Consider the following 18,472-nt stretch of genomic DNA (forward strand, 5'->3'; position numbering starts at 1 on the left):
GATCCGCTCGGCCTCGGCGATGAGGAGGGCGACCCCGTCGCGGACGCCCGCGTCCTAAGTCCACTGCGGGGGCTGTCGCCCATCGTCGCCGCCCATGCCGTCACCGAAGGCTCAGGTCCCGACCTGATGCCGAGCTTCTGAGGGCGCCGCGGATGGCCCGCACACTCCAAGTCCGCCACCAGCTCTTCCTCCCGAAGGAGGTGAGCGACCGTCTTGAGGCGCTCGCGGGGGCGCCGGGCGCCTCCAAGTCGAAGATCCTTGCGGAGGCGCTGACGAACTGGCTCGACCGCAAGGGCACGGACGAGCTGGAGGCGCGCTTCGCGCGTCGGCTCGACCGCCTGTCGAACCAGCTCGCGCGCATCGAGCGCGACGGCCACGTCCAGCTCGAGAGCCTGGCACTGTTCGTCCGTTACATGCTGGCGGTGAACGCGCCCCTTCCGGAAGGCGACGAGGCGGCGCGCGCCGTCGCGCGGGACCGCTTCGCGGCTTTCGTCCAGCGCGTCGGCCAGCAGCTCGCGAGCGGCCGCCTCACCCTGCTGCCGGAGGACGAGCGATGAGCGCTTCCGAAGCCGGCGACCGTAAGCGTGCGATGCTGCGTACCGCGATGGGCCCGCACATCGCCGCTGCCCTGTCCGATTCCCTCGTGATCGAGGTCATGGTCAATCCGGACGGCGCGCTTCGCCTCGACCGGCTCGGCCAGGGGCGGTGCGACACCGGGCATATCCTTGAGCCGGCGCAGGTCGAGCGGATCATCCGGCTGGTGGCGAGCCATGCCCGCACCGAGGTGCACAGCGCCGCGCCGATCGTCAGCGCCGAGCTTCCGCCGCACGCCGAGGGAATGGCCGGGGAGCGGTTCGAGGGACTCCTACCGCCGGTAGCCCTCGGTCCCTGCTTCTCGATCCGCAAACCCGCCTCGCGGATCTACACGCTCGGAGACTATGTCGACGACGGCATCATGACCGCTGACGCGGCGCGGCTGCTGTCGCTCGCGGTGGTGGATCGCCGCAACATTCTGGTGGCCGGCGGCACCAGCTCTGGAAAGACGACGCTTGCCAATGCCCTTCTCGCGGAAATGGCGCACCGCGACGAGCGGGTCATCCTGATCGAGGACACGCGCGAGCTGCAATGCGCCGCACCGGATACGGTGGCGCTGCGCACCCGCCCCGGCGTGGTGGCGATGGCGGATCTGGTCCGCTCCACGCTTCGGCTGAGGCCCGACCGGATCATCGTCGGCGAGGTCAGGGGCGGCGAAGCCCTCGACATGCTCAAGGCCTGGAATACGGGCCATCCCGGCGGGATCGCCACCGTCCACGCCAACAGTGCCAGGTCCGCGCTCTACCGTCTCGAGCAGCTCATCCAGGAAGCGGTCGTCACCGTCCCGCGGCGACTGATCGCCGATGCGATCGATGTCATCGTCTTCATCGAGGGGCGCGGTACTGCCCGCCGGATCGGCGAAATCGAATGCCTCGAAGGCCTCGATGCCGCCGGCGACTACGCGCTCCGTCCCCTCAATCCCGAAAACCCGCACTCATGAGGAGAAGAAACATGATCATTGCCCGTCCTGTCCGTGCCGCCCGCAGCCTGGTCGCCGGCCTCGCCGTCGCCGCCGCCCTCGTCGCCGTGCAGGCGCAGGCGGCCGGCTCCGGAATGCCCTGGGAGGAACCGCTGCAGCGCGTGCTGGAGTCGGTGCAGGGTCCGGTGGCCAAAATCGTTGCGGTGATCATCATCATCACCACCGGCCTGACGCTGGCGTTCGGCGACACCGCCGGGGGCTTCCGCCGCCTGATCCAGATCGTGTTCGGCCTGTCGATCGCCTTTGCCGCTTCGTCCTTCTTCCTGAGCTTCTTCAGCTTCGGCGGCGGCGCGCTCCTCGCATGACGATCGCGGGCCAGCATATCGACGGCTTCGAGGCGCCGATCCATCGCGCGCTCGTGGAGCCGATCCTGCTCGGCGGCGCGCCGCGGGCGATCGCGATTCTCAATGGCACGGTGGCGGCGTCCCTCGGCCTCGGGCTCCAGCAGTGGATCGCCGGCCTCGTCCTCTGGGCGCTCGGCCATACGCTCGCCGTGTTCGCTGCGAAGCGCGACGCCGACTTCGGCGCCGTCCTCGCCCGCCATCTTCGCCAGCGGGGACATCTGTCATGCTGAGGATCGCCGAATATCGCGACCGCGCCGACCGGCTGGCCGATCATCTTCCCTGGGCGGCACTGGTCGCGCCGGGCGTCGTCCTCAACAAGGACGCGACCGAGGCCGAGCTCGTCTCGGCGTCGGCGCGGGTGAACAATGTGCTGAAGAGGTTCGGGTCCGGCTGGGCCCTGTTCTTCGACGCCGAGCGGCGCGAAGCGCTGGGCTATCCCGAGAGCCGCTTTCCCGATCCCGCCTCCTGGCTGGTCGACAAGGAACGGCAGGCGAGCTTCGAGGGGACGGCAGAGCATTTCGAGACCCGCTACCACCTGACCTTTCTCTGGCTTCCGCCCGCGGACAGCCAGGCGAGCGCCGAACGCGCCCTGCTCGAGCGGCGCGCCGGCGAGAAGGGCCGGGACTGGCGCGAAGCGCTGGGCCAGTTCGTCGCCGAGACGAACCGCGCGCTCGACCTCTTTTCCGGGTTCATGCCGGAGGTGCGGGCGCTGGACGACGAGGAGACGCTCACGTTCCTTCACGACGCGGTTTCGGCCAAGCGGCACCGGGTCGCGGTCCCCGAGACTCCGGTCTACCTTGATGCGCTGCTGGCCGACACGCCGCTCACCGGCGGTCTCGAGCCGATGCTCGGTGATCAGCATTTGAGGACGGTGACCGTGCTCGGCTTCCCGGCGATGAGCCGCCCGGGCATCCTCGACGCGCTCAATCACCAGGATTTTGCCTACCGCTGGGTGACCCGCTTCATCGCCCTGGACAAGACGGAGGTGACCCGCGCGCTGACCAGGCTTCGGCGACAGTGGTTCAACAAGCGCAAATCGGTGACCGCGCTGCTGCGCGAGGTGATGTACAACCAGCCGGTCCAGCTCACCGACAGCGATGCCGACAACAAGGTGGTGGATGCCGACCTCGCGCTCCAGGCGCTCGGCCAGGATTATGTCGCCTTCGGCTACCTGACCGCCACAATCACCGTCGCCGACGCCGATCCGGCCGCCGCCGACGAAAAGATGAGGGCCGTGGAGCGGGTGGTGAACGGGCTCGGCTTCACGGCCAAGCGCGAGCGGCTGAACGCGGTGGAGGCGTGGCTCTCGAGCCTCCCGGGTCATGTTTACGCCAATGTCCGCCAGCCCCTGGTTCACACGTTGAACCTCGCCCATTTGATGCCTTTGTCGTCCGTCTGGGCAGGACCTGCCCGCAACGGGCATCTGGACGGCCCGCCCTTGCTGTTCGCGCAGACCAGCGGCTCGACTCCGTTCCGGCTTTCGACCCATGTCGGCGATGTCGGGCACATGCTCGTGGTGGGGCCGACCGGCGCCGGCAAGTCGGTGCTCCTGGCGGTTCTGGCGATGCAGTTCCGGCGCTATGCGGATGCGCAGGTCTATATTTTCGACAAGGGCCTGTCGGCCCGGGCAGCCGTACTTGCGATGGGCGGCCAGCACCATGCGCTTGGCACCGGCGCCGATAGAGAGGAGGCGGGGCTCGCCTTCCAGCCGCTCGAGCGGATCGATGAACCCGCGCAGCGCAGCTGGGCCGCCGAATGGATCGCCTCGCTGCTCGCGCAGGAGAAGGTGCAGGTAACCCCCGAGGTGAAGGAGGCCGTGTGGTCGGCCCTTGGGAGCCTCGCTGCCGCTCCGCGCGAAGAGCGCACGCTGACCGGCCTGTCGCTCCTGGTGCAGTCGAACGCGCTCAAGTCGGCCCTGCTGACCTACACCCTGGAAGGCCCTTACGGCGCTCTGCTGGATGCCGCGGAGGACGGCCTTCGCGTGTCGGCGCTTCAATGCTTCGAGACCGAGGCACTTATGGGACAGGCGGGCGCGGTGCTTCCGGTCCTGACCTATCTGTTCAATCGCCTGGACGAGACGTTCGACGGCAGCCCGACCCTTCTCATCCTCGACGAGGCCTGGGTGTTCCTCGACAATCCGTCTTTCGCTGCCCGCATCCGAGAATGGCTGAAGGTGCTGCGCAAGCGGAACGTCTCGGTCGTCTTCGCGACCCAGTCGCTCGCGGACATCGCCGGCAGCAGCATCGCGCCCGCCATCATCGAAAGCTGCCCGCAGCGCATCTTCCTGCCCAACGACCGGGCGGTCGAGCCACAGGCACGCGAGGCTTACGAACGGTTCGGCCTCAACGAGCGCCAGATCGAGCTGATCGCCCGGGCGACGCCCAAGCGCGATTATTACCTTCAGTCCCGCCGCGGCAACCGATTGTTCGACCTCGGCCTAGGCTCGATCGCGCTCGCCTTCTGCGGCGCCTCGAACCCGGACGCGCAGCGGCGGATCGAATCCATCCTCGCCGAGGGCGGCGCGGCCGGCTTCGCGCGGCGCTTCCTTCAGATGAGCGGCCTCGACTGGGCCGCCGCTGCGATCGACGATTTTCCAGCCCCCCAACCATGGAGTGAATGACATGCGCCTTTTGCCCGCCCGCAATATCCTGACTGTCCTGCTGCTCTCAGCCGCCGCCCCGGCCGCTTTGCTGTCTCCGGCGCCCGCCTCGGCGCAGCTCAGCGTCTACGACCCGGCCAATTACGCCCAGAACCTCCTCCAGGCGGCCCGGTCGCTCGAGCAGATCAACAACCAGGTCCGCGCCCTCCAGAACCAGACGACCATGCTCCAGAACATGGCGCGCAACCTCGAGCGGATCGACTTTCCGCAGCTCCAGCAGGTCACGTCGGCCATGCAGCGGATCGACGGCCTGATGGGTCAGGCGCGCGGCATCGACTTCCGGGTCGACCAGCTCGATGAGCGGGTGCGCAGGCTCTTTCCCGGCACTGTGGACCGCGTTCTGAGGAGCGATCAGCGCGTGCTGCAGGCGCGCGCCCGGCTCGACGCCGCGACCGCCGGCTACCGGCAGGCGATGGCTGTGCAGGCCCAGGTGGTCGAGAATGTCCGCGAGGATGCAGGCGCGCTGGCGCAGATCGTCGCCCGCAGCCAAGGCGCGGCCGGCAGCCTGCAGGCCCAGCAGGCGGCCAACCAGCTGCTGGCGCTCAGCATCAGCCAGCAGTTCCAGCTCCAGAATCTGATGGCCGCCGAGTTCCGCAGCGAGTCGCTCGACCGTTCGCGGCGGGCGCAGGCGGAGGAAGACGGGCGCGCCGCGACCCGCCGGTTCCTCGGCTCCGGCAGGGCCTACACCCGGCCGCGGAACTGAGCACGAGATGGGCGAGGCGCCGAGAAGCGCCGTGCCCGCCGCGGGGCCTTTCGATGCCCCCTCGCGAGGTCCCGCGGCACCTTTTTTTGTCGAAGAGCGGAAGTCGCCTCTATGGACGATCTGAACGTCATCGACCGCTTCATGGCGGCCTTCATCCAATATATCGACAGCGGCTTCGGCCTGCTGGGCGGTGACGTCGCGTTCCTGACGACGGTGCTCGTCGGGATCGACATCACGCTTGCCGGCCTGTTCTGGGCGATGGGCGGCGAAGACGACATCATCGGCCGCTTCTTGAAGAAGATCCTCTATGTCGGCGCCTTCGCGCTGATCCTGGGCAGCTTCTCGACGCTCGCCGACATCATCTTCCGCTCATTTGCAGGCCTCGGCATCACGGCCGGCGGCGGCACGATGAGCGCCGATGACCTGCTTCGGCCGGGCTTCGTGGCCGGCACCGGCTTCGAAGCCGCGCAGCCTTTGCTCGAGCAGGTCAGCGAGCTGCTCGGCCCCGTGGCCTTATTCGAGAACTTCCTGACGAACGCGGTGCTGATGATCGCCTGGCTGTTCGTCATCATCGCCTTCTTCGTGCTGGCCATCCAGCTCTTCATCACAATTATCGAGTTCAAGCTGACGGCGCTCGCCGGCTTCGTGCTGGTGCCCTTCGCGCTCTGGAACCGGACCAGCTTCCTTGCCGAGCGGGTGCTCGGCAACGTGGTCTCGTCCGGCATCAAGGTGATGGTGCTCGCCGTGATCGTCGGCATCGGCTCGGGCTTCTTCAGCGAGTTCGTCAACGCAGCCAACGGGCAGGAGCCGGACATCGCCCAGGCGATGAGCCTGGTGCTTGGAAGCCTCGCCTTGTTCGGGCTCGGCATCTTCGGCCCGAGCATCGCTTCGGGACTCGTGGCGGGCGCGCCGCAGCTCGGCGCCGGCGCCGCCGTCGGAACCACCGCGGCGGCGGTCGGAACCCTCGCCGTTGGCGGCGGCGCCGCCGTGGCGGGTGCGCGCGGGCTTGCCGGCGGCGCAATGGGCGCGATGCGCGCCGGCACCTCGATGGGCGCCGCGGCCTCGACCGCCTACCGGCTCGGCCAGGAGACATCGGGATCTAAAAGCGTCGGCGCCGGACTAAGCGGCATGGCCCGGGCCGGCGCCGGCGCGGCGCGCCAGAACCTGAGCGGGGCCGGGGGCCTCGGCGAGGCGGCCGATCGCGGCCAGCGAGCCGCCTTGTTCGCTGGCGCCAAGTCTCCTCCGTCAGCTGGCACCGCCTCGGGCGGATCCGGAGCCGAGGGAGGCGCGCCACCCTGGGCGCAGCGCCTGCGATCGCAACAGAATGCCCGCCACCATCGGCACATGGCGCTCCAGGCCGTTCGCGAAGGCGATCGCGGAGGCGCGGGCGCCACTCCGGACATCAAAGAAAGAGAGGATTGAAGATGATTTTCAGGCGCGCGGTCCAGCGCTACGGGCGGACGCCCGAGCCGGAGACGCCCTATCAGCGGGCGGGACAGGTTTGGGACGAGCGGATCGGCTCCGCGCGCGCGCAGGCCCGCAACTGGAGGCTGATGGCCCTTGGCGGGCTCCTGCTTTCAACCGGCCTGTCCGGAGGCTTGCTCTGGCAATCGATGCAGAGCCGGGTAGTCCCCTATGTCGTGGAGGTCGATCGCCTCGGGGAGGCGCGGGCGGTCGCGCCTGTCGGCAGCGACTATCGCCCGACCGATCCTCAGATCGCCTGGCATCTCGGGCGGTTCGTGGCGAACGTGCGCTCGATCTCGCTCGACCCGGTGCTGATGCGGGAGAACTGGCTCTCGGCCTATGACTTCGTGACGGAGCGCGGGAGCCTGTTCCTCGGCGAGCATGCGCGGTCGGCCAATCCTTTCGGCCAGGTCGGCACCAGCACCATTTCGGTGCAGGTCACCAGCGTCGTCCGCGCCTCCGATCGCTCGTTCCAGGTCAAATGGACCGAGACCCGCTTCGAGCGGGGAAGCTTGGCCGGCACGTCCCGCTGGACCGCGATCCTCTCGATTGTCGTGCGGCCTCCCTCGTCGGCCGAGACGCTCCGCAAGAACCCGCTCGGCCTCTACGTCGATGCAATCGACTGGTCGCGCGAACTCGACGTGCCGGCTCCGGCCGCACCGGCTTCCCCGTCTTCGACGGCGACCGCGTCGCCTGCACCTGCGCCCGAGACTGCGGTGCCGCTTGGCTCGCCGCTCGACCCCAACCTCGCGCCGCCTGCCGAACCCGCGCCTGCGCTTTCCGAAAGGACCTCCCAATGAACAAGACCGTTCTCCTGAGCCTTGCCTCCGCCTTCAGCCTCGCCGCCTGTGGCGGAGGCAACCGGGTCGAAACCGCGGCTGCGGCTCCTGCTGCCGGCTTCGCTCCGGCGGCGCTGGTGCCGGAACCGCCGCCGGAGAGGACGGTGCCGCCCGCACAACTCACACTGGCCGAGGACCAGCGCCTGCCGCCGCCGTCGCGCGGCCGGAGCCGCGCCGCCGGCGCGCCTGCCGCGCGGGTGGAGGCGGCGAACCGCGACGCAACGCGCGAGCCGAGCCGAGAAAGCTATGTGAACGCGGTTCAGGTCTACGCCTGGTCGGAAGGCGCGCTCTACCGCCTCTATACGGCGCCCGAGCGGGTGAGCGAGATCGCCCTCCAGCCGGGAGAGGCGCTGATCTCGGTCGCCGCCGGCGACACGGTCCGCTGGGTCATCGGTGACACGACCAGCGGAAGCGGCGCGGGGCGTCGGACGCATATCCTCGTCAAGCCGTCGGCGACCGGCCTGCGCACGAACCTCGTCATCACCACCGACCGGCGAGTTTACCATGTGCAGGTCGAGAGCACCGCCCGGACCGCCATGGCCAGCATCTCCTGGACCTATCCGAACGACGCGTTGCTGGCGGTCCGGCGCGGCGGAGACGAGAGCGGCGGCGCTCCGGCAGCCGAGGGCGTCGCGGTCGAGAGGCTCAACTTCAGCTATGCGATCGAGGGCGATGATCCTCCGTGGCGACCGGTTCGGGCTTTCGACGACGGCACACAGGTGTTCATCGAGTTTCCCTCGAGCCTCGCGCAGGGCGAGGCGCCGCCTTTGTTCGTCCAGGGGACGAGCGGGCGCAGCGAGCTCGTCAACTACCGCCTGCGCGGCCGCTATTATGTCGTCGATCGCCTGTTCGCCGCCGCCGAGCTTCGGCTCGGGGAACGGCGCCAGCAGGTCGTTCGCATCGTCCGTGCCGGTGCCGCGCGGCAGCGCCGCCGCGGGAGGTCGTCATGAGCGACGCTGCGTCTCGCTTGGACGCACCCGCCGCCCCTCAGAAGGAGGACCCCGAAACGCTGGTGTTGCGGGGCTCACCCCGTCCCGCGGTTCGGTTCAGGCGCGGGCTCATCATCGGCATCACGGGCGTTGTGGCGGCCGCTCTGGTGACGGTGACCTGGTTTGCGCTCGAGCCGGCCAGTTTCCGGCTCGTCGCGGAGGGCGACGGCGCAGGGGACCCGCTTCGCAAGGCGGCGCCGGAAGCGCTCGCCAACGCGCCGAGCAGCTATGGCCAGGTGCCGCGGCTCGGGCCGCCCTTGCCGGGCGACCTCGGACGGCCGATCCTGGAGCATCAGCGAAGCCTGGCGGAGCCGGTTCCCCCGGCGGCCGAGGCGACCCCGCCGGCTGGACCCGATCCTGCCCAGGCGGCCATCGAAGCGGAACGCCAGCGCCTCGCGGCAGCACGCGAGGCGGCTCGATCCTCGGGCGTGATCGTCCAGCTGCAGAACGGCGGTCGGCCCGAGCAGGAAAGCGCTGGCTCCGTATCGGGCATCGCATCCGCTACGCCCGATCGTGCCGCGGCAGGGGAACAGCCGATCCTGCGGGGCGGCAGGATTCCGGAAGCTGGCGAGACCAGTCCTCATCCGCTTCGCGCCGCGCCCTCGCCGTGGACGCTGAGCGCGGGAACGATCATCCCGGCGAGCCTGCTCACCGGGCTCAACTCCGACCTGCCGGGGACGGTGATCGCCCAGGTGACCGAGAACGTCCGAGACAGCGCCACCGGACGCACGATCCTGGTGCCGCAGGGCGCGCGGCTGATCGGAAGCTATGACAGCCAGGTCGCGTTCGGGCAGCGAAGGGCTCTGCTGGTCTGGCAGCGTATCGTGTTTCCGGATGGGGCGTCGATCCGCCTGGACAATGCGCCCGCGACCGATCTGTCCGGCTATTCCGGAGTCGAGGATCGCGTCGACTTCCATACCTGGCGACTGCTGCAGGGCATTGCCCTCTCGACCCTGCTCGGGGTCGGCACCGAGGTGAGCCTCGGCAGCGGCGAGAGCGATCTGGTGCAGGCGATCCGGGAATCGACGCAGCAAAATGCCAGCCGGGCGGGCGATCAGATCACCCGCCGCAACCTGGACGTCCAGCCGACCATCGCGGTGAGACCCGGCTGGCCAGTTCGAGCCGTGATCCACAAGGATCTCGTTCTTCGGCCGTGGAGGGGTTGAGCCATGCCCGAGCTTCGACTGCCCAAGTTGCCCGACCGAACTCCGGTGAAGATCACGATCAGCGTCTCCCCGGATCTCAACCAGGCTTTGGCCGATTACGCCGCACTGTATCAGGAAACCTACGGCCAGACGGAGCCGGTCCAGGACCTCATTCCCGCCATGCTGGCGAGCTTCCTCGATGGCGACAGGGCATTCGCACGCCGGCGCCGCGAACAGGGCGGCTGACTCAATGAACGACCTTCGTTCGAGCGCGATCGGCAGCGCCGCGATGATCACCGTTGAAGAGTTCGCGCAGCTGGCGCGCCTGTCGCGGCGCCAGATCGACCGGCTGCGCCGGCGCCGACCATCAGGATTTCCGCGCGAGTATGAGTTGGGGAGCGGCGGCAGCAAGTATCGGCGCTGCCCTCGGTTCAGGCTCGCCGAGGTTCAGCGATGGCTGGACTCTCGTGCTCTCTGGTAGGGCGACCATTCCATTGCCCGGCGCGGGCCGTTCAAAAATCAGCCGGCATTCACCCGACCCTCCGCCTCGACTTCAGCGCCCGATCGTGCCATTGGGGAGCTAACCGGCGTCATGCCGGCCGTCAGGACACGCGGCGCTCGCGCGCCGCACCAAGTGTCGCCCTGCAGAATATGCGGGAGCTGAACGCTCGAAACGAGCGGCCGCTGACCGAACCCGTAGCCATGGTGGCTTCGGGGGAGGTTTCGGCGCGCCCACGAACCTCCCGATAGACAGCTGGGCACGGGAGTAAGCCAATGAAGAAAAGACGACAATTGCCGGTTCCGGCCGGCCTGACCGAGCTGTGGCTGCGGCGAAGGCCGATCCACAAAGTGTGGCATCGGGTCCTCGACCGCAGGGATCCTCCTTACACCCGGTGGCTGGTTCAGCGCGCGCTGCAGGCGGCGTGCAGGAAGGGGTTTGGCGGACTGCTCGACTTCACGGACGAAGCGGCAGTGGCGCAGGAGTGGCACCTGTTCGAGATCAAGGGCCGCGCCAAGGTCGCCATGTTCCTGTTGGCGACCGCGCAGCTTCTGCGCCGGGGCCTCATCGAAGTTGAAGTCGATGGACGAAAAGTGGGCGCGCTTGCGCGCCCTGCGCTGCCTCGATCCAGCCAGCGGCGGCTTCCTGTGATCGGACAGGGAGCAGTGGCGAAGCGCCTGACACGTCGCGTCGGCAGCTAGGATCCGAACCACCGCCCCCGCACGCTTCCGGGCGTCGCGGGCGGCGGCTTGGTTCGGTTGCAGGTGAATGGATCTCGGCCTGGGCGCTCTTACGTGGGCTCAGGCTGCCTTGCCGGCCTCGTTGATGCGTGCCTCGAGGTCGGTCAGTCCTTCCAGCAGTTCCTTGAAGGCAGTCGGCGCGACCATGAACATGTCAGCCATCGCCGCATAGTCGGCGGCGAGCGCCTGCTGGATCTGGTCTGAAGGTGCGAGCCGCAACGTGCCGAGCACCGCCGTCGCGTAGGATGCCGAGGCATCCGCAAACATCACGCTCTTGTTGCGCACGACCTGCTCCAGCAGCCCGGGCTGGGCCAGGGACAAGGCGGTGACGCCGGCACGGTCCAGCATCAACATGTCGTAATAGTGCCGCGACAAACCATCGCGCATCTTGCCGCCATGATAGAGAGCGTGGAGAATGGTTGCCTTCTCCCAGAAGGTCCGCTCGACGCTGAGCGTCTCGACCGAGGTCTGTGCGTCAGGAAGCGCTTCGGGAAACTGCTCGGCCAGATAAGGCTGGATCACGCGATCCTCGAACGGATCGGGATCGCCGCGCGCGCCGAATTCCAGCTTGATCCTCGGCTTGATGTAGCCCGCCTCATCGTCGGCGGCGTAATCTGCAGGTAGGTAATCACCGGCGGCGTAGGCTCCCGTACGCGGATAGTTGAACAGGAGCGTCTGACCGTCCTTGTCTTCGGGGTCGAGCTCGATGCTCCAGCCGTCTTTTCCCAGCTCGGCCTCGACCGCCGCGCTCAGCGCCGGCCTCGCGATCGTCGCGACATATTCCTGAGCCGCCTTTTTCAGCGCCTTCGTGCGGCGCTGGCGTTCATTGGAGCCGATCCCGGCTTCCATTGGTGATGCGACGTTGTCGAGCAGCGGCGCCGTCCGGCGGATGGTCAGGTCGATATCTTCGGAGAAGCGCTGGATGATGCCATAAGCTTTAGAAAGCGAGGTGCCGCCCTTAAAGGTGACATGGCCCTTGAGGTCGGGCGTGGCGCCAAGGCGCCTGAGCGTCCAGCAGACCCAGAAATCCTTTTCGATAACGATCGTCGTGAGGTCGCGCTGCGCCGCGGCTTCCTCGATGAAGACTCGGCGCTCGCCTGCGCCCAGGCGGGCGAAGTCATCCATTGTGCGCGCTGCCGATCTTCAGGATGACGTCACCCATCCACCCCGGCATTGAGGGTCGGGCCTTAAGCAGCTGCTTCAAGGCTCGATCATCGATTCGCGTGGCAAGCCGGTGGATGACGTCCGTATCGACCTGGGCCTTCCCGAGTTGGGCGAGCGCCTGCACCACCGCATTTGCGGTGTCGGACGCATGGTCGAGAACCGGTGCGCGGCTGTGGCGGAGCGTCACGCTGCGGCCTGCGGCCTTGGCGACGCGCGAGCGGCCGCTGGTCGCAAAGCTCGCCCGTGCCGGCACCTGGGTCGACAGCCCGAGCTTGTTGGCCGCCGCCGCACCCGAGGGCGCCAGCTTGTCGCCAGTCCGGGTTGCAATGGCATCGGCAATGGTGGCGGAGTCGGGAGTCAGGACGCCGAGCCTGTCATGTTGACGGGGATAGTCGTAGAGGCCTCGACCGAGCCGGCGGATCAGCCCGGACTTCACCAGGCGCGAGATGGCGACATCCACCGAGCCGCGCGAGCCGAAGTCGATAAAATGCTTGGGCGTGAACACCCAGCCGCGTCCCTTGCCGCGGACGCGCTTCATGATCTTATCGGCCATAGCAGACATGAGCTGCTCCTTTCTTGTTAGATAATAGCACCGTTATTTCTAACAAGCTACCCTGCCTCTGATAGGTGTAAGGCAGCCGGGCAGGCGGAGTTTGCAAGCTAGCTTATCATAGGACGATCGCTTGGATTTAGCCTATCATTCGACAATCATCAAAACATGGCTTGACCCGCTTCAACCGCCTCGATAATTCGACTCTTATGGAAATGAGTTCGCCGTCTGCCGTTGAAGCGCTTGGCGCCCTCGCCCAAGAGCATCGGCTGGCTCTGTTTCGCTTGCTGGTTCAGGCCGGTGACGAGGGCATGCCTGCGGGCGCGATCGCCGAGGAGCTCGGCGTTCCCAACTCGTCTTTGTCTTTCCATCTGGCCCACCTCACCCGCGCCGGCCTGATCCAGCAGCGGCGGCAGGGGCGCTCCCTGATCTACACGGCCGACTATGCGGCAATGAATGCACTGGTCGGCTACCTAATGGAGAATTGCTGCGGAGGTGCGACCTGCGCCCCAGCCGATCAACGCGGCGAGGCTGCCGCGAAACCTCGCGAAAGGATTTCCGCATGAAGCGCCTGCATGTTCACGTCGGCGTCACCGACCTCGACAGCTCCATAGGCTTCTACTCGACCCTGTTCGGCGCCAAGCCGACCGTGACGAAGCAGGATTATGCAAAGTGGATGCTGGAAGATCCAAGGGTCAATTTCGCGATCTCGTCTGGCAACCACGCCGCCACGGGGATCGAGCATCTCGGCATCCAGGTCGAAACCGGCGAGGAGCTCAGCGAGGTTTATGGCCGGCTCAAGGCGGCCGATCGGCCTGTCCTGGAGGAAGGCGCGACCACTTGCTGCTACGCCAAATCGGAGAAGAGTTGGATCGCCGATCCCGACGGCGTCGTGTGGGAGGCCTTCCTCACCAACGGCGAAGCCACCGTCTACGGAGACAGCCCCGCGCTGGAGGCTTTGTCCGCCAATGCCGCCGAGGGCGCGTGCTGCGCTCCGGCGATGCCTGCAAAGGCAGTGAGCTGCTGCGGATGAGCGTCACGATCTACCACAATCCGGCTTGTGGCACCTCCCGCAACACCCTGGCGCTGATCCGCGCGACCGGGGTGGAGCCGGAGGTCATCCACTATCTCGAAACGCCGCCCACCCGTGATGAGCTGGTCTCGCTCATAAAGCGCATGGGCATCGCGCCGCGCGATCTGCTTCGGGAGAAAGGCACACCGTTTGCGGAGCTTGGCCTGGGCGACCGCTCGCTTACCGCCGACCAGCTCCTCGATGCGATGATGGAGCACCCGGTCCTGATCAACCGCCCGATCGTGGTGGGGCCGAAGGGCGCAAGGCTCTGCCGCCCGTCCGAAGAGGTGCTGTCGCTCCTAGACCGGGCGCTTTCCGGCGATTTCGTCAAGGAAGACGGCGAAGTGGTGCTGGCCAATGGCTGACGCCGAATTGGCGGCGCGGCCCGCAATGTCGCTGTTCGAGCGCTACCTTTCCGTCTGGGTGCTGCTCTGTATCGTTGCGGGGATCGGCCTCGGGGCGGCACTACCGGGCGCGTTCGCCGCGATCGCCTCCGCCGAGATCTCCCGCGTCAACCTGCCGATTGCGGTGCTCGTCTGGCTGATGATCATCCCGATGCTGCTCAAGATTGACTTCGGCGCGCTCGGATCGGTTCGCCAGCATTGGAAAGGCGTCGGTGTCACATTGTTCATCAACTGGGCGGTGAAGCCCTTTTCGATGGCGGCGCTGGGCACGTTCTTCATCGGCTGGCTCTTCGCGCCGCTGCTGCCGCCCGGCGAGATACCCTCCTACATCGCCGGCCTCATCCTCCTTGCCGCGGCGCCGTGCACTGCGATGGTCTTTGTCTGGTCGAATCTGTGCGACGGCGAACCCAATTACACGCTCAGTCAGGTTGCGCTGAACGACCTCATCATGGTGTTCGCCTTTGCGCCCATCGTCGGGCTGCTCCTGGGCGTGGCATCGATCGCGGTGCCCTGGGACACGCTCCTGCTCTCGGTGGTGCTCTACATCATGATCCCCGTTGCGATTGCGCAGTTGGTTCGCGCGGGCGTGCTCGCCAGCGGCGGAAAGCCAGCCCTCGATCGATTGCTGCACGTGCTGGGGCCGATATCCCTCGTCTCCCTGCTCACAACCCTCGTTCTGCTCTTCGGCTTTCAGGGGGAGCAGATCCTGGCGCAGCCGCTGGTGATCGTACTGCTGGCCGTGCCGATACTCATCCAGGTCTATTTCAACGCCGGCCTGGCCTACTGGCTCAGCCGCAGGTTTGGAGTGGCCTGGTGCGTAGCGGCACCGGCAGCGCTGATCGGAGCTTCGAACTTCTTCGAGCTCGCAGTCGCCGCCGCCATCTCCCTGTTTGGCATCGATTCCGGCGCGGCTCTCGCAACCGTGGTCGGTGTGCTGGTCGAGGTGCCGGTGATGCTCTCCGTCGTAGCGATCGTGAAGCGGTCGCGAGGCTGGTACGAACGGCAGGAAGAGCTGGCCTAGACATAAGGGTGGACCTCCTGCTTTCGGCAGAAGCCGATGCGGGGCGCGGCCGCTATGCGCCACTTCCGGTCACTTGCCCTGGGTAAGACCGCCACCGAAAGCTGCCATTCGGGGGCGTGACGAGTGCATGCAGCGAAGATTGAGTGGGCATGCTTCGCCGCTAACCGAGAACTTCGGCATCTGCACTCCGGGCGTCCACGCCGCGTGCCTCCAGCGCTTCGCCACATTCGGAGCAGGCGAGCACCGACCGAAAGTCGCGGCCGCAGGCCTTGTGGCGGTGGACGACGGGCGGCCCTTGTGTCCCCGCACAATAGGCGTCGCCCCAATGAACCAGAGCGAGAATGGCCGGATAGAGATCCAGTCCCTTCTGCGTCAGCCGATATTCAAAGCGAGCCGGCCGCTCCTGATAGCCTGTTTTCGCAAAGATGCCATCGGCAACGAGGCCCGCCAGCCGCTCGGCCAAGACGCGGCGGGCGATGCCGAGTCGCGACTGGAAATCGTCAAAGCGACGGACCTTCAAAAAGGCTTCGCGCAGGATCAGAAGAGTCCAGCGGTCGCCGATCACCGACAGCGCCCGCGCAAGCGAACAATTTTCAGATGCCAGCGCGCTCCACTTCATCCTCGCAGCTCTGCCATTGACACAGTTCCTTTTCAAGACTTAGTCGGCGGCTGATTGAGTTCGATGGAGATGGGTTGGTGGAGAGCAAGAATAGCAGCGTCGCGATCGTCGGGGCTGGCGACTTCATCGGCTCGGCAATTGCTCGGCGCTTCGCGGCCGAAGGCTATCGAGTGCACGGCGGACGCCGACAGGCCGAGAAGCTCACCACCCTTCAAGTCGAGATCGCTGATTCAGGTGGTGCCTTTCGCGCCCATTCGCTCGACGCGCGGGATGAGCAGTCCGTCGCCGCCTTCTTGGACGCTGCGGACGGGGACGTACCGCTGGAGGCGTGCATCTTCAACATCGGCGCGAACGTCCAGTTCCCGCTGCTAGATACAAGCGAGCGGGTGTTCAGGAAGGTCTGGGAAATGGCCTGTTACGCCGGCTTCCTTACCGGCCGGGAAGCGGCCCGGCGAATGCTTGTACACGGGCGCGGGTCGATCTTCTTTACCGGCGCCACCGCATCTGTTCGCGGCGGCAAGGGTTATGCGGCCTTCGCTTCGGCCAAAGCCGGGCTGCGAGCGATGACCCAGTCCATGGCGCGCGAGTTGGCTCCGCAGAATATCCACGTCGCCCATCTAGTCATCGATGCCGGAGTCGATACCGCCTGGGTGCGGGAGCGCATCGCCGGCGCCATCGGAACGGAGGCGGCGGCGGACATACCCCCGGACATGCTCATGAACCCTGCCTCGATCGCCGAGACTTATTGGCAGCTTCACCGCCAGCCCCGCGATGCCTGGACGCACGAGCTGGATCTTAGGCCATTTGGTGAAAACTGGTGAGGAGCCAAGCCATGGACGCAATCTTCTACTTCGACTTCGGCAGCCCCAATGCCTATTTCGCGCACCGGCTGATTCCCGGGATCGAGGCGCGGACGGGCGCGCGCTTTCGTTACGTACCGGTGCTGCTGGGCGGTCTCTTCAAGCTCAGCGGCAACCTGGCGCCGATGGTCGCGTTCGGCAACGTTCCCAACAAGCTGGCCTATGAGCGGCGGGAGATCGAGCGGTTCATCGCCAAGCACCAGCTCTCGCGATTCCGAATGAATTCGAACTTCCCGGTGAATACGCTCGTGCTGATGCGGGGCGCGGTAGCCGCGCAGGCGGAGGATGTCTTCGAGCCCTACGTCGAAGCAATGTTCCAGGCGATGTGGGAACAATCGTGCAAGCTCGACGACCCGGCGGTGGTGATGCAGGTGCTGGCGGAGGCGGGGCTTCCGTCGGAAAGGCTGGTCGCCCGCGCCCAGGAGCAGGATATCAAGGACGGCCTCACCGCGGGAACGCAGGAGGCTTATGTGCACGGCGCCTTCGGCATTCCCAGCTTTCTGGTAGGGGATGAACTGTTTTTCGGCAAGGACAGGCTTCGCGACGTGGAGGAGGAAATCTTTCGCCGTTCCGCCTGACTATTGAAGTCTACGTGGCTTTGCCGGGGGCTGGATCACGCTCTGCGCGAGCAACAACCCGGCGAGCTGCGGAATGCACACAAGGTCGCTCATTCCGTGCAGCGAAAGTGTGCGGCTCACGCTAGGGTCGACTGCCACGGCCGCGACTTTCATCTCCGGACGATGCTGCTTCAGGAGGAGGAGCATGCGCACCAGCCTAGTGTCGTCACCAACATCGACCATCAGCTGCGCCGTCCCTGAGCCGACATGATCGACGATGCTGGCGGCGGTCAGAGCCTTGATTTGCGTGGCGTCGACGCCGAGCGCACGTGCTGCATCGTACCGGCACGCTTTGTCAGTCAAAGCGCTCAGGCGATCGACCGGAAACCGTCGCCGAATAAAGGCCTGTGCGGAAGCTTCCGACACCTGCCCAAAGCCGCAGAACAGGATCTGCTGAGGAGCGGGGTTCTTCGACGCGATCAAGCACGGCGAGCAAAGCGTCATGGCCGCTCTAGAACCGCAAAGCAGCGGTGAGCGACAGGGTCGGGCGAGTGTCCCGCGGCCGGGCACCGGCGGCGCGGGCCTCCGCTGCCGCGATGTCCGTACCCGTGATCGCCGCGCCGAGCGTTACCTGTCCCAGCTCATAGTCGGCCCCGACCAGCCATTCATGATAAAGCCCCCCAGGCGTCAGCGGCGTGTCGCCGCTTGAGCGGCCGAGGCGCCCCCTCAGCGTTGCGGGGGTGCTGCGGATCGGCAGCGCGACTTCGCCGGCCAAATACAGATTGCCGTTGCCGTTCAGCCCGTCCTGGGGCGGCGAATAAGCCGCACTCAGCTTCGCAGTCGCCGGTCCGATCCGTGCCGATAGGCTCGCATAGGACTCAATAAATTCATACGATCCGCCCGATGATCCCGGGTAGGCGTAGTAGAGCAGACCCGCATCCACGGTAACCGGCCCGATGTTGTGCCGGTAGCCTGCATATAGGTCCAACTCCAGATTAGAGCCACCAAGCTCTCCAAAGCCGTTTAACGTATAAGCGGAGATGCCCGCATAAGCCCCCGACCGGTGAGTGGCGACGATGCTGCCTTGGACGGACGGATGCGTGTCGGACAGAGATATCCCGCGGAACCGATAGTCGGTGACAATGCCAATGCTGCCGGCGACATCAATCACTGGCGGCAAAACTTCAGCAGCAGATGCCGGGCTTGCCGCCGCCGGGACTGAGAGCGGCAACCACCAGCAGGCGGCAAGGGCGCAGGCGGATCGCATCAT

The 18,472-nt window shown here is 66.7% G+C and carries 24 protein-coding genes; 19 read left to right on the forward strand and 5 right to left on the reverse strand.

The features are described from left to right. Positions 1–152 precede the first annotated feature (152 nt). From VF631_RS03960 to VF631_RS04020, 13 genes are all read left to right on the forward strand, one after another. Positions 153–557, forward strand: coding sequence for a CopG family transcriptional regulator (locus tag VF631_RS03960; RefSeq protein WP_431848974.1), 405 nt, complete (start codon positions 153–155; stop codon positions 555–557). Beyond that, on the forward strand, positions 554–1,534 hold the full coding sequence (trbB, locus tag VF631_RS03965; protein ID WP_431848975.1) for a P-type conjugative transfer ATPase TrbB: 981 nt from the start codon (positions 554–556) through the stop codon (positions 1,532–1,534). The genes VF631_RS03960 and trbB overlap by 4 nt, the downstream gene beginning before the upstream one ends. 11 nt (positions 1,535–1,545) lie before the next feature. Next, positions 1,546–1,878: a TrbC/VirB2 family protein gene (locus tag VF631_RS03970; protein ID WP_431848976.1), complete on the forward strand. Its 333-nt coding sequence runs from the start codon at positions 1,546–1,548 to the stop codon at positions 1,876–1,878. Continuing rightward, positions 1,875–2,147: a VirB3 family type IV secretion system protein gene (locus VF631_RS03975; RefSeq protein WP_431848977.1), complete on the forward strand. Its 273-nt coding sequence runs from the start codon at positions 1,875–1,877 to the stop codon at positions 2,145–2,147. Before VF631_RS03970 ends, VF631_RS03975 begins: the two co-directional genes overlap by 4 nt. After that, positions 2,141–4,537 (forward strand): conjugal transfer protein TrbE, encoded by a 2,397-nt coding sequence (gene trbE, locus VF631_RS03980; protein ID WP_431848978.1) that lies wholly within the window; start codon positions 2,141–2,143, stop codon positions 4,535–4,537. Before VF631_RS03975 ends, trbE begins: the two co-directional genes overlap by 7 nt. A gap of 1 nt (position 4,538) precedes the next feature. Then, positions 4,539–5,279, forward strand: a complete 741-nt coding sequence (gene trbJ, locus VF631_RS03985; RefSeq protein ID WP_431848979.1) for a P-type conjugative transfer protein TrbJ — start codon at positions 4,539–4,541, stop codon at positions 5,277–5,279. A gap of 111 nt (positions 5,280–5,390) precedes the next feature. Then, the gene (trbL, locus tag VF631_RS03990; RefSeq protein WP_431848980.1) at positions 5,391–6,701 is read left to right on the forward strand and encodes a P-type conjugative transfer protein TrbL; all 1,311 of its coding nucleotides are present in this window, start codon (positions 5,391–5,393) and stop codon (positions 6,699–6,701) included. A 2-nt stretch (positions 6,702–6,703) separates the two neighbouring features. Continuing rightward, entirely contained in the window at positions 6,704–7,543 is an 840-nt protein-coding gene (gene trbF, locus VF631_RS03995) for a conjugal transfer protein TrbF (RefSeq protein WP_431848981.1), read from the forward strand. Further along, positions 7,540–8,532, forward strand: coding sequence for a P-type conjugative transfer protein TrbG (trbG, locus tag VF631_RS04000; RefSeq protein ID WP_431848982.1), 993 nt, complete (start codon positions 7,540–7,542; stop codon positions 8,530–8,532). Before trbF ends, trbG begins: the two co-directional genes overlap by 4 nt. Beyond that, on the forward strand, positions 8,529–9,737 hold the full coding sequence (locus VF631_RS04005) for a TrbI/VirB10 family protein (protein ID WP_431848983.1): 1,209 nt from the start codon (positions 8,529–8,531) through the stop codon (positions 9,735–9,737). Before trbG ends, VF631_RS04005 begins: the two co-directional genes overlap by 4 nt. 3 nt (positions 9,738–9,740) lie before the next feature. Then, positions 9,741–9,962 (forward strand): DUF2274 domain-containing protein, encoded by a 222-nt coding sequence (locus VF631_RS04010; protein ID WP_431848984.1) that lies wholly within the window; start codon positions 9,741–9,743, stop codon positions 9,960–9,962. A 4-nt stretch (positions 9,963–9,966) separates the two neighbouring features. Then, on the forward strand, positions 9,967–10,197 hold the full coding sequence (locus VF631_RS04015; protein ID WP_431848985.1) for a hypothetical protein: 231 nt from the start codon (positions 9,967–9,969) through the stop codon (positions 10,195–10,197). Between the two features lie 293 nt (positions 10,198–10,490). Continuing rightward, a complete protein-coding gene (locus VF631_RS04020) occupies positions 10,491–10,916 on the forward strand; it encodes a hypothetical protein (protein ID WP_431848986.1) in 426 nt (141 codons plus the stop codon). Between the two features lie 99 nt (positions 10,917–11,015). Here the strand turns inward: VF631_RS04020 and VF631_RS04025 are convergent, their stop codons facing one another. Both VF631_RS04025 and VF631_RS04030 read right to left on the reverse strand, forming a co-directional pair. Continuing rightward, positions 11,016–12,080: a nucleotidyl transferase AbiEii/AbiGii toxin family protein gene (locus VF631_RS04025; protein ID WP_431848987.1), complete on the reverse strand. Its 1,065-nt coding sequence runs from the start codon at positions 12,078–12,080 to the stop codon at positions 11,016–11,018. Further along, a complete protein-coding gene (locus VF631_RS04030) occupies positions 12,073–12,681 on the reverse strand; it encodes a DUF6088 family protein (protein WP_431848988.1) in 609 nt (202 codons plus the stop codon). The genes VF631_RS04025 and VF631_RS04030 overlap by 8 nt, the downstream gene beginning before the upstream one ends. A gap of 203 nt (positions 12,682–12,884) precedes the next feature. Between VF631_RS04030 and VF631_RS04035 the strand changes: the two genes are divergently transcribed. The 4 genes from VF631_RS04035 to arsB are packed head-to-tail and all read left to right on the forward strand — an operon-like array spanning position 12,885 to position 15,166. After that, a complete protein-coding gene (locus tag VF631_RS04035) occupies positions 12,885–13,235 on the forward strand; it encodes an ArsR/SmtB family transcription factor (RefSeq protein ID WP_431849001.1) in 351 nt (116 codons plus the stop codon). Further along, positions 13,232–13,702, forward strand: coding sequence for an ArsI/CadI family heavy metal resistance metalloenzyme (locus VF631_RS04040; protein ID WP_431848989.1), 471 nt, complete (start codon positions 13,232–13,234; stop codon positions 13,700–13,702). Before VF631_RS04035 ends, VF631_RS04040 begins: the two co-directional genes overlap by 4 nt. Next, positions 13,699–14,106 carry an arsenate reductase (glutaredoxin) gene (gene arsC, locus VF631_RS04045; RefSeq protein WP_431848990.1) on the forward strand — a complete coding sequence of 136 codons (408 nt, stop codon included), beginning with the start codon at positions 13,699–13,701 and terminating at the stop codon, positions 14,104–14,106. The genes VF631_RS04040 and arsC overlap by 4 nt, the downstream gene beginning before the upstream one ends. Then, the gene (gene arsB / locus VF631_RS04050) at positions 14,099–15,166 is read left to right on the forward strand and encodes an ACR3 family arsenite efflux transporter (protein ID WP_431848991.1); all 1,068 of its coding nucleotides are present in this window, start codon (positions 14,099–14,101) and stop codon (positions 15,164–15,166) included. Before arsC ends, arsB begins: the two co-directional genes overlap by 8 nt. A gap of 160 nt (positions 15,167–15,326) precedes the next feature. Here the strand turns inward: arsB and VF631_RS04055 are convergent, their stop codons facing one another. Beyond that, positions 15,327–15,785: a winged helix-turn-helix transcriptional regulator gene (locus VF631_RS04055; protein WP_431848992.1), complete on the reverse strand. Its 459-nt coding sequence runs from the start codon at positions 15,783–15,785 to the stop codon at positions 15,327–15,329. A gap of 77 nt (positions 15,786–15,862) precedes the next feature. Here VF631_RS04055 and VF631_RS04060 point away from each other — a divergent pair, with 77 nt between their 5' ends. Then, a complete protein-coding gene (locus tag VF631_RS04060) occupies positions 15,863–16,606 on the forward strand; it encodes an SDR family NAD(P)-dependent oxidoreductase (protein WP_431848993.1) in 744 nt (247 codons plus the stop codon). An 11-nt stretch (positions 16,607–16,617) separates the two neighbouring features. Continuing rightward, complete coding sequence (locus VF631_RS04065; protein ID WP_431848994.1) at positions 16,618–17,223, forward strand: 2-hydroxychromene-2-carboxylate isomerase; 606 nt, start codon at positions 16,618–16,620, stop codon at positions 17,221–17,223. On the opposite strand, the gene VF631_RS04070 is transcribed toward VF631_RS04065, so the two are convergent. Then, positions 17,224–17,685, reverse strand: coding sequence for a hypothetical protein (locus VF631_RS04070; protein WP_431848995.1), 462 nt, complete (start codon positions 17,683–17,685; stop codon positions 17,224–17,226). Positions 17,686–17,713: 28 nt separating this feature from the next. Next, positions 17,714–18,472, reverse strand: a complete 759-nt coding sequence (locus tag VF631_RS04075) for a TorF family putative porin (RefSeq protein WP_431848996.1) — start codon at positions 18,470–18,472, stop codon at positions 17,714–17,716.

Source organism: Allosphingosinicella sp. (assembly GCF_036387615.1).
Taxonomy (GTDB): domain Bacteria; phylum Pseudomonadota; class Alphaproteobacteria; order Sphingomonadales; family Sphingomonadaceae; genus Allosphingosinicella.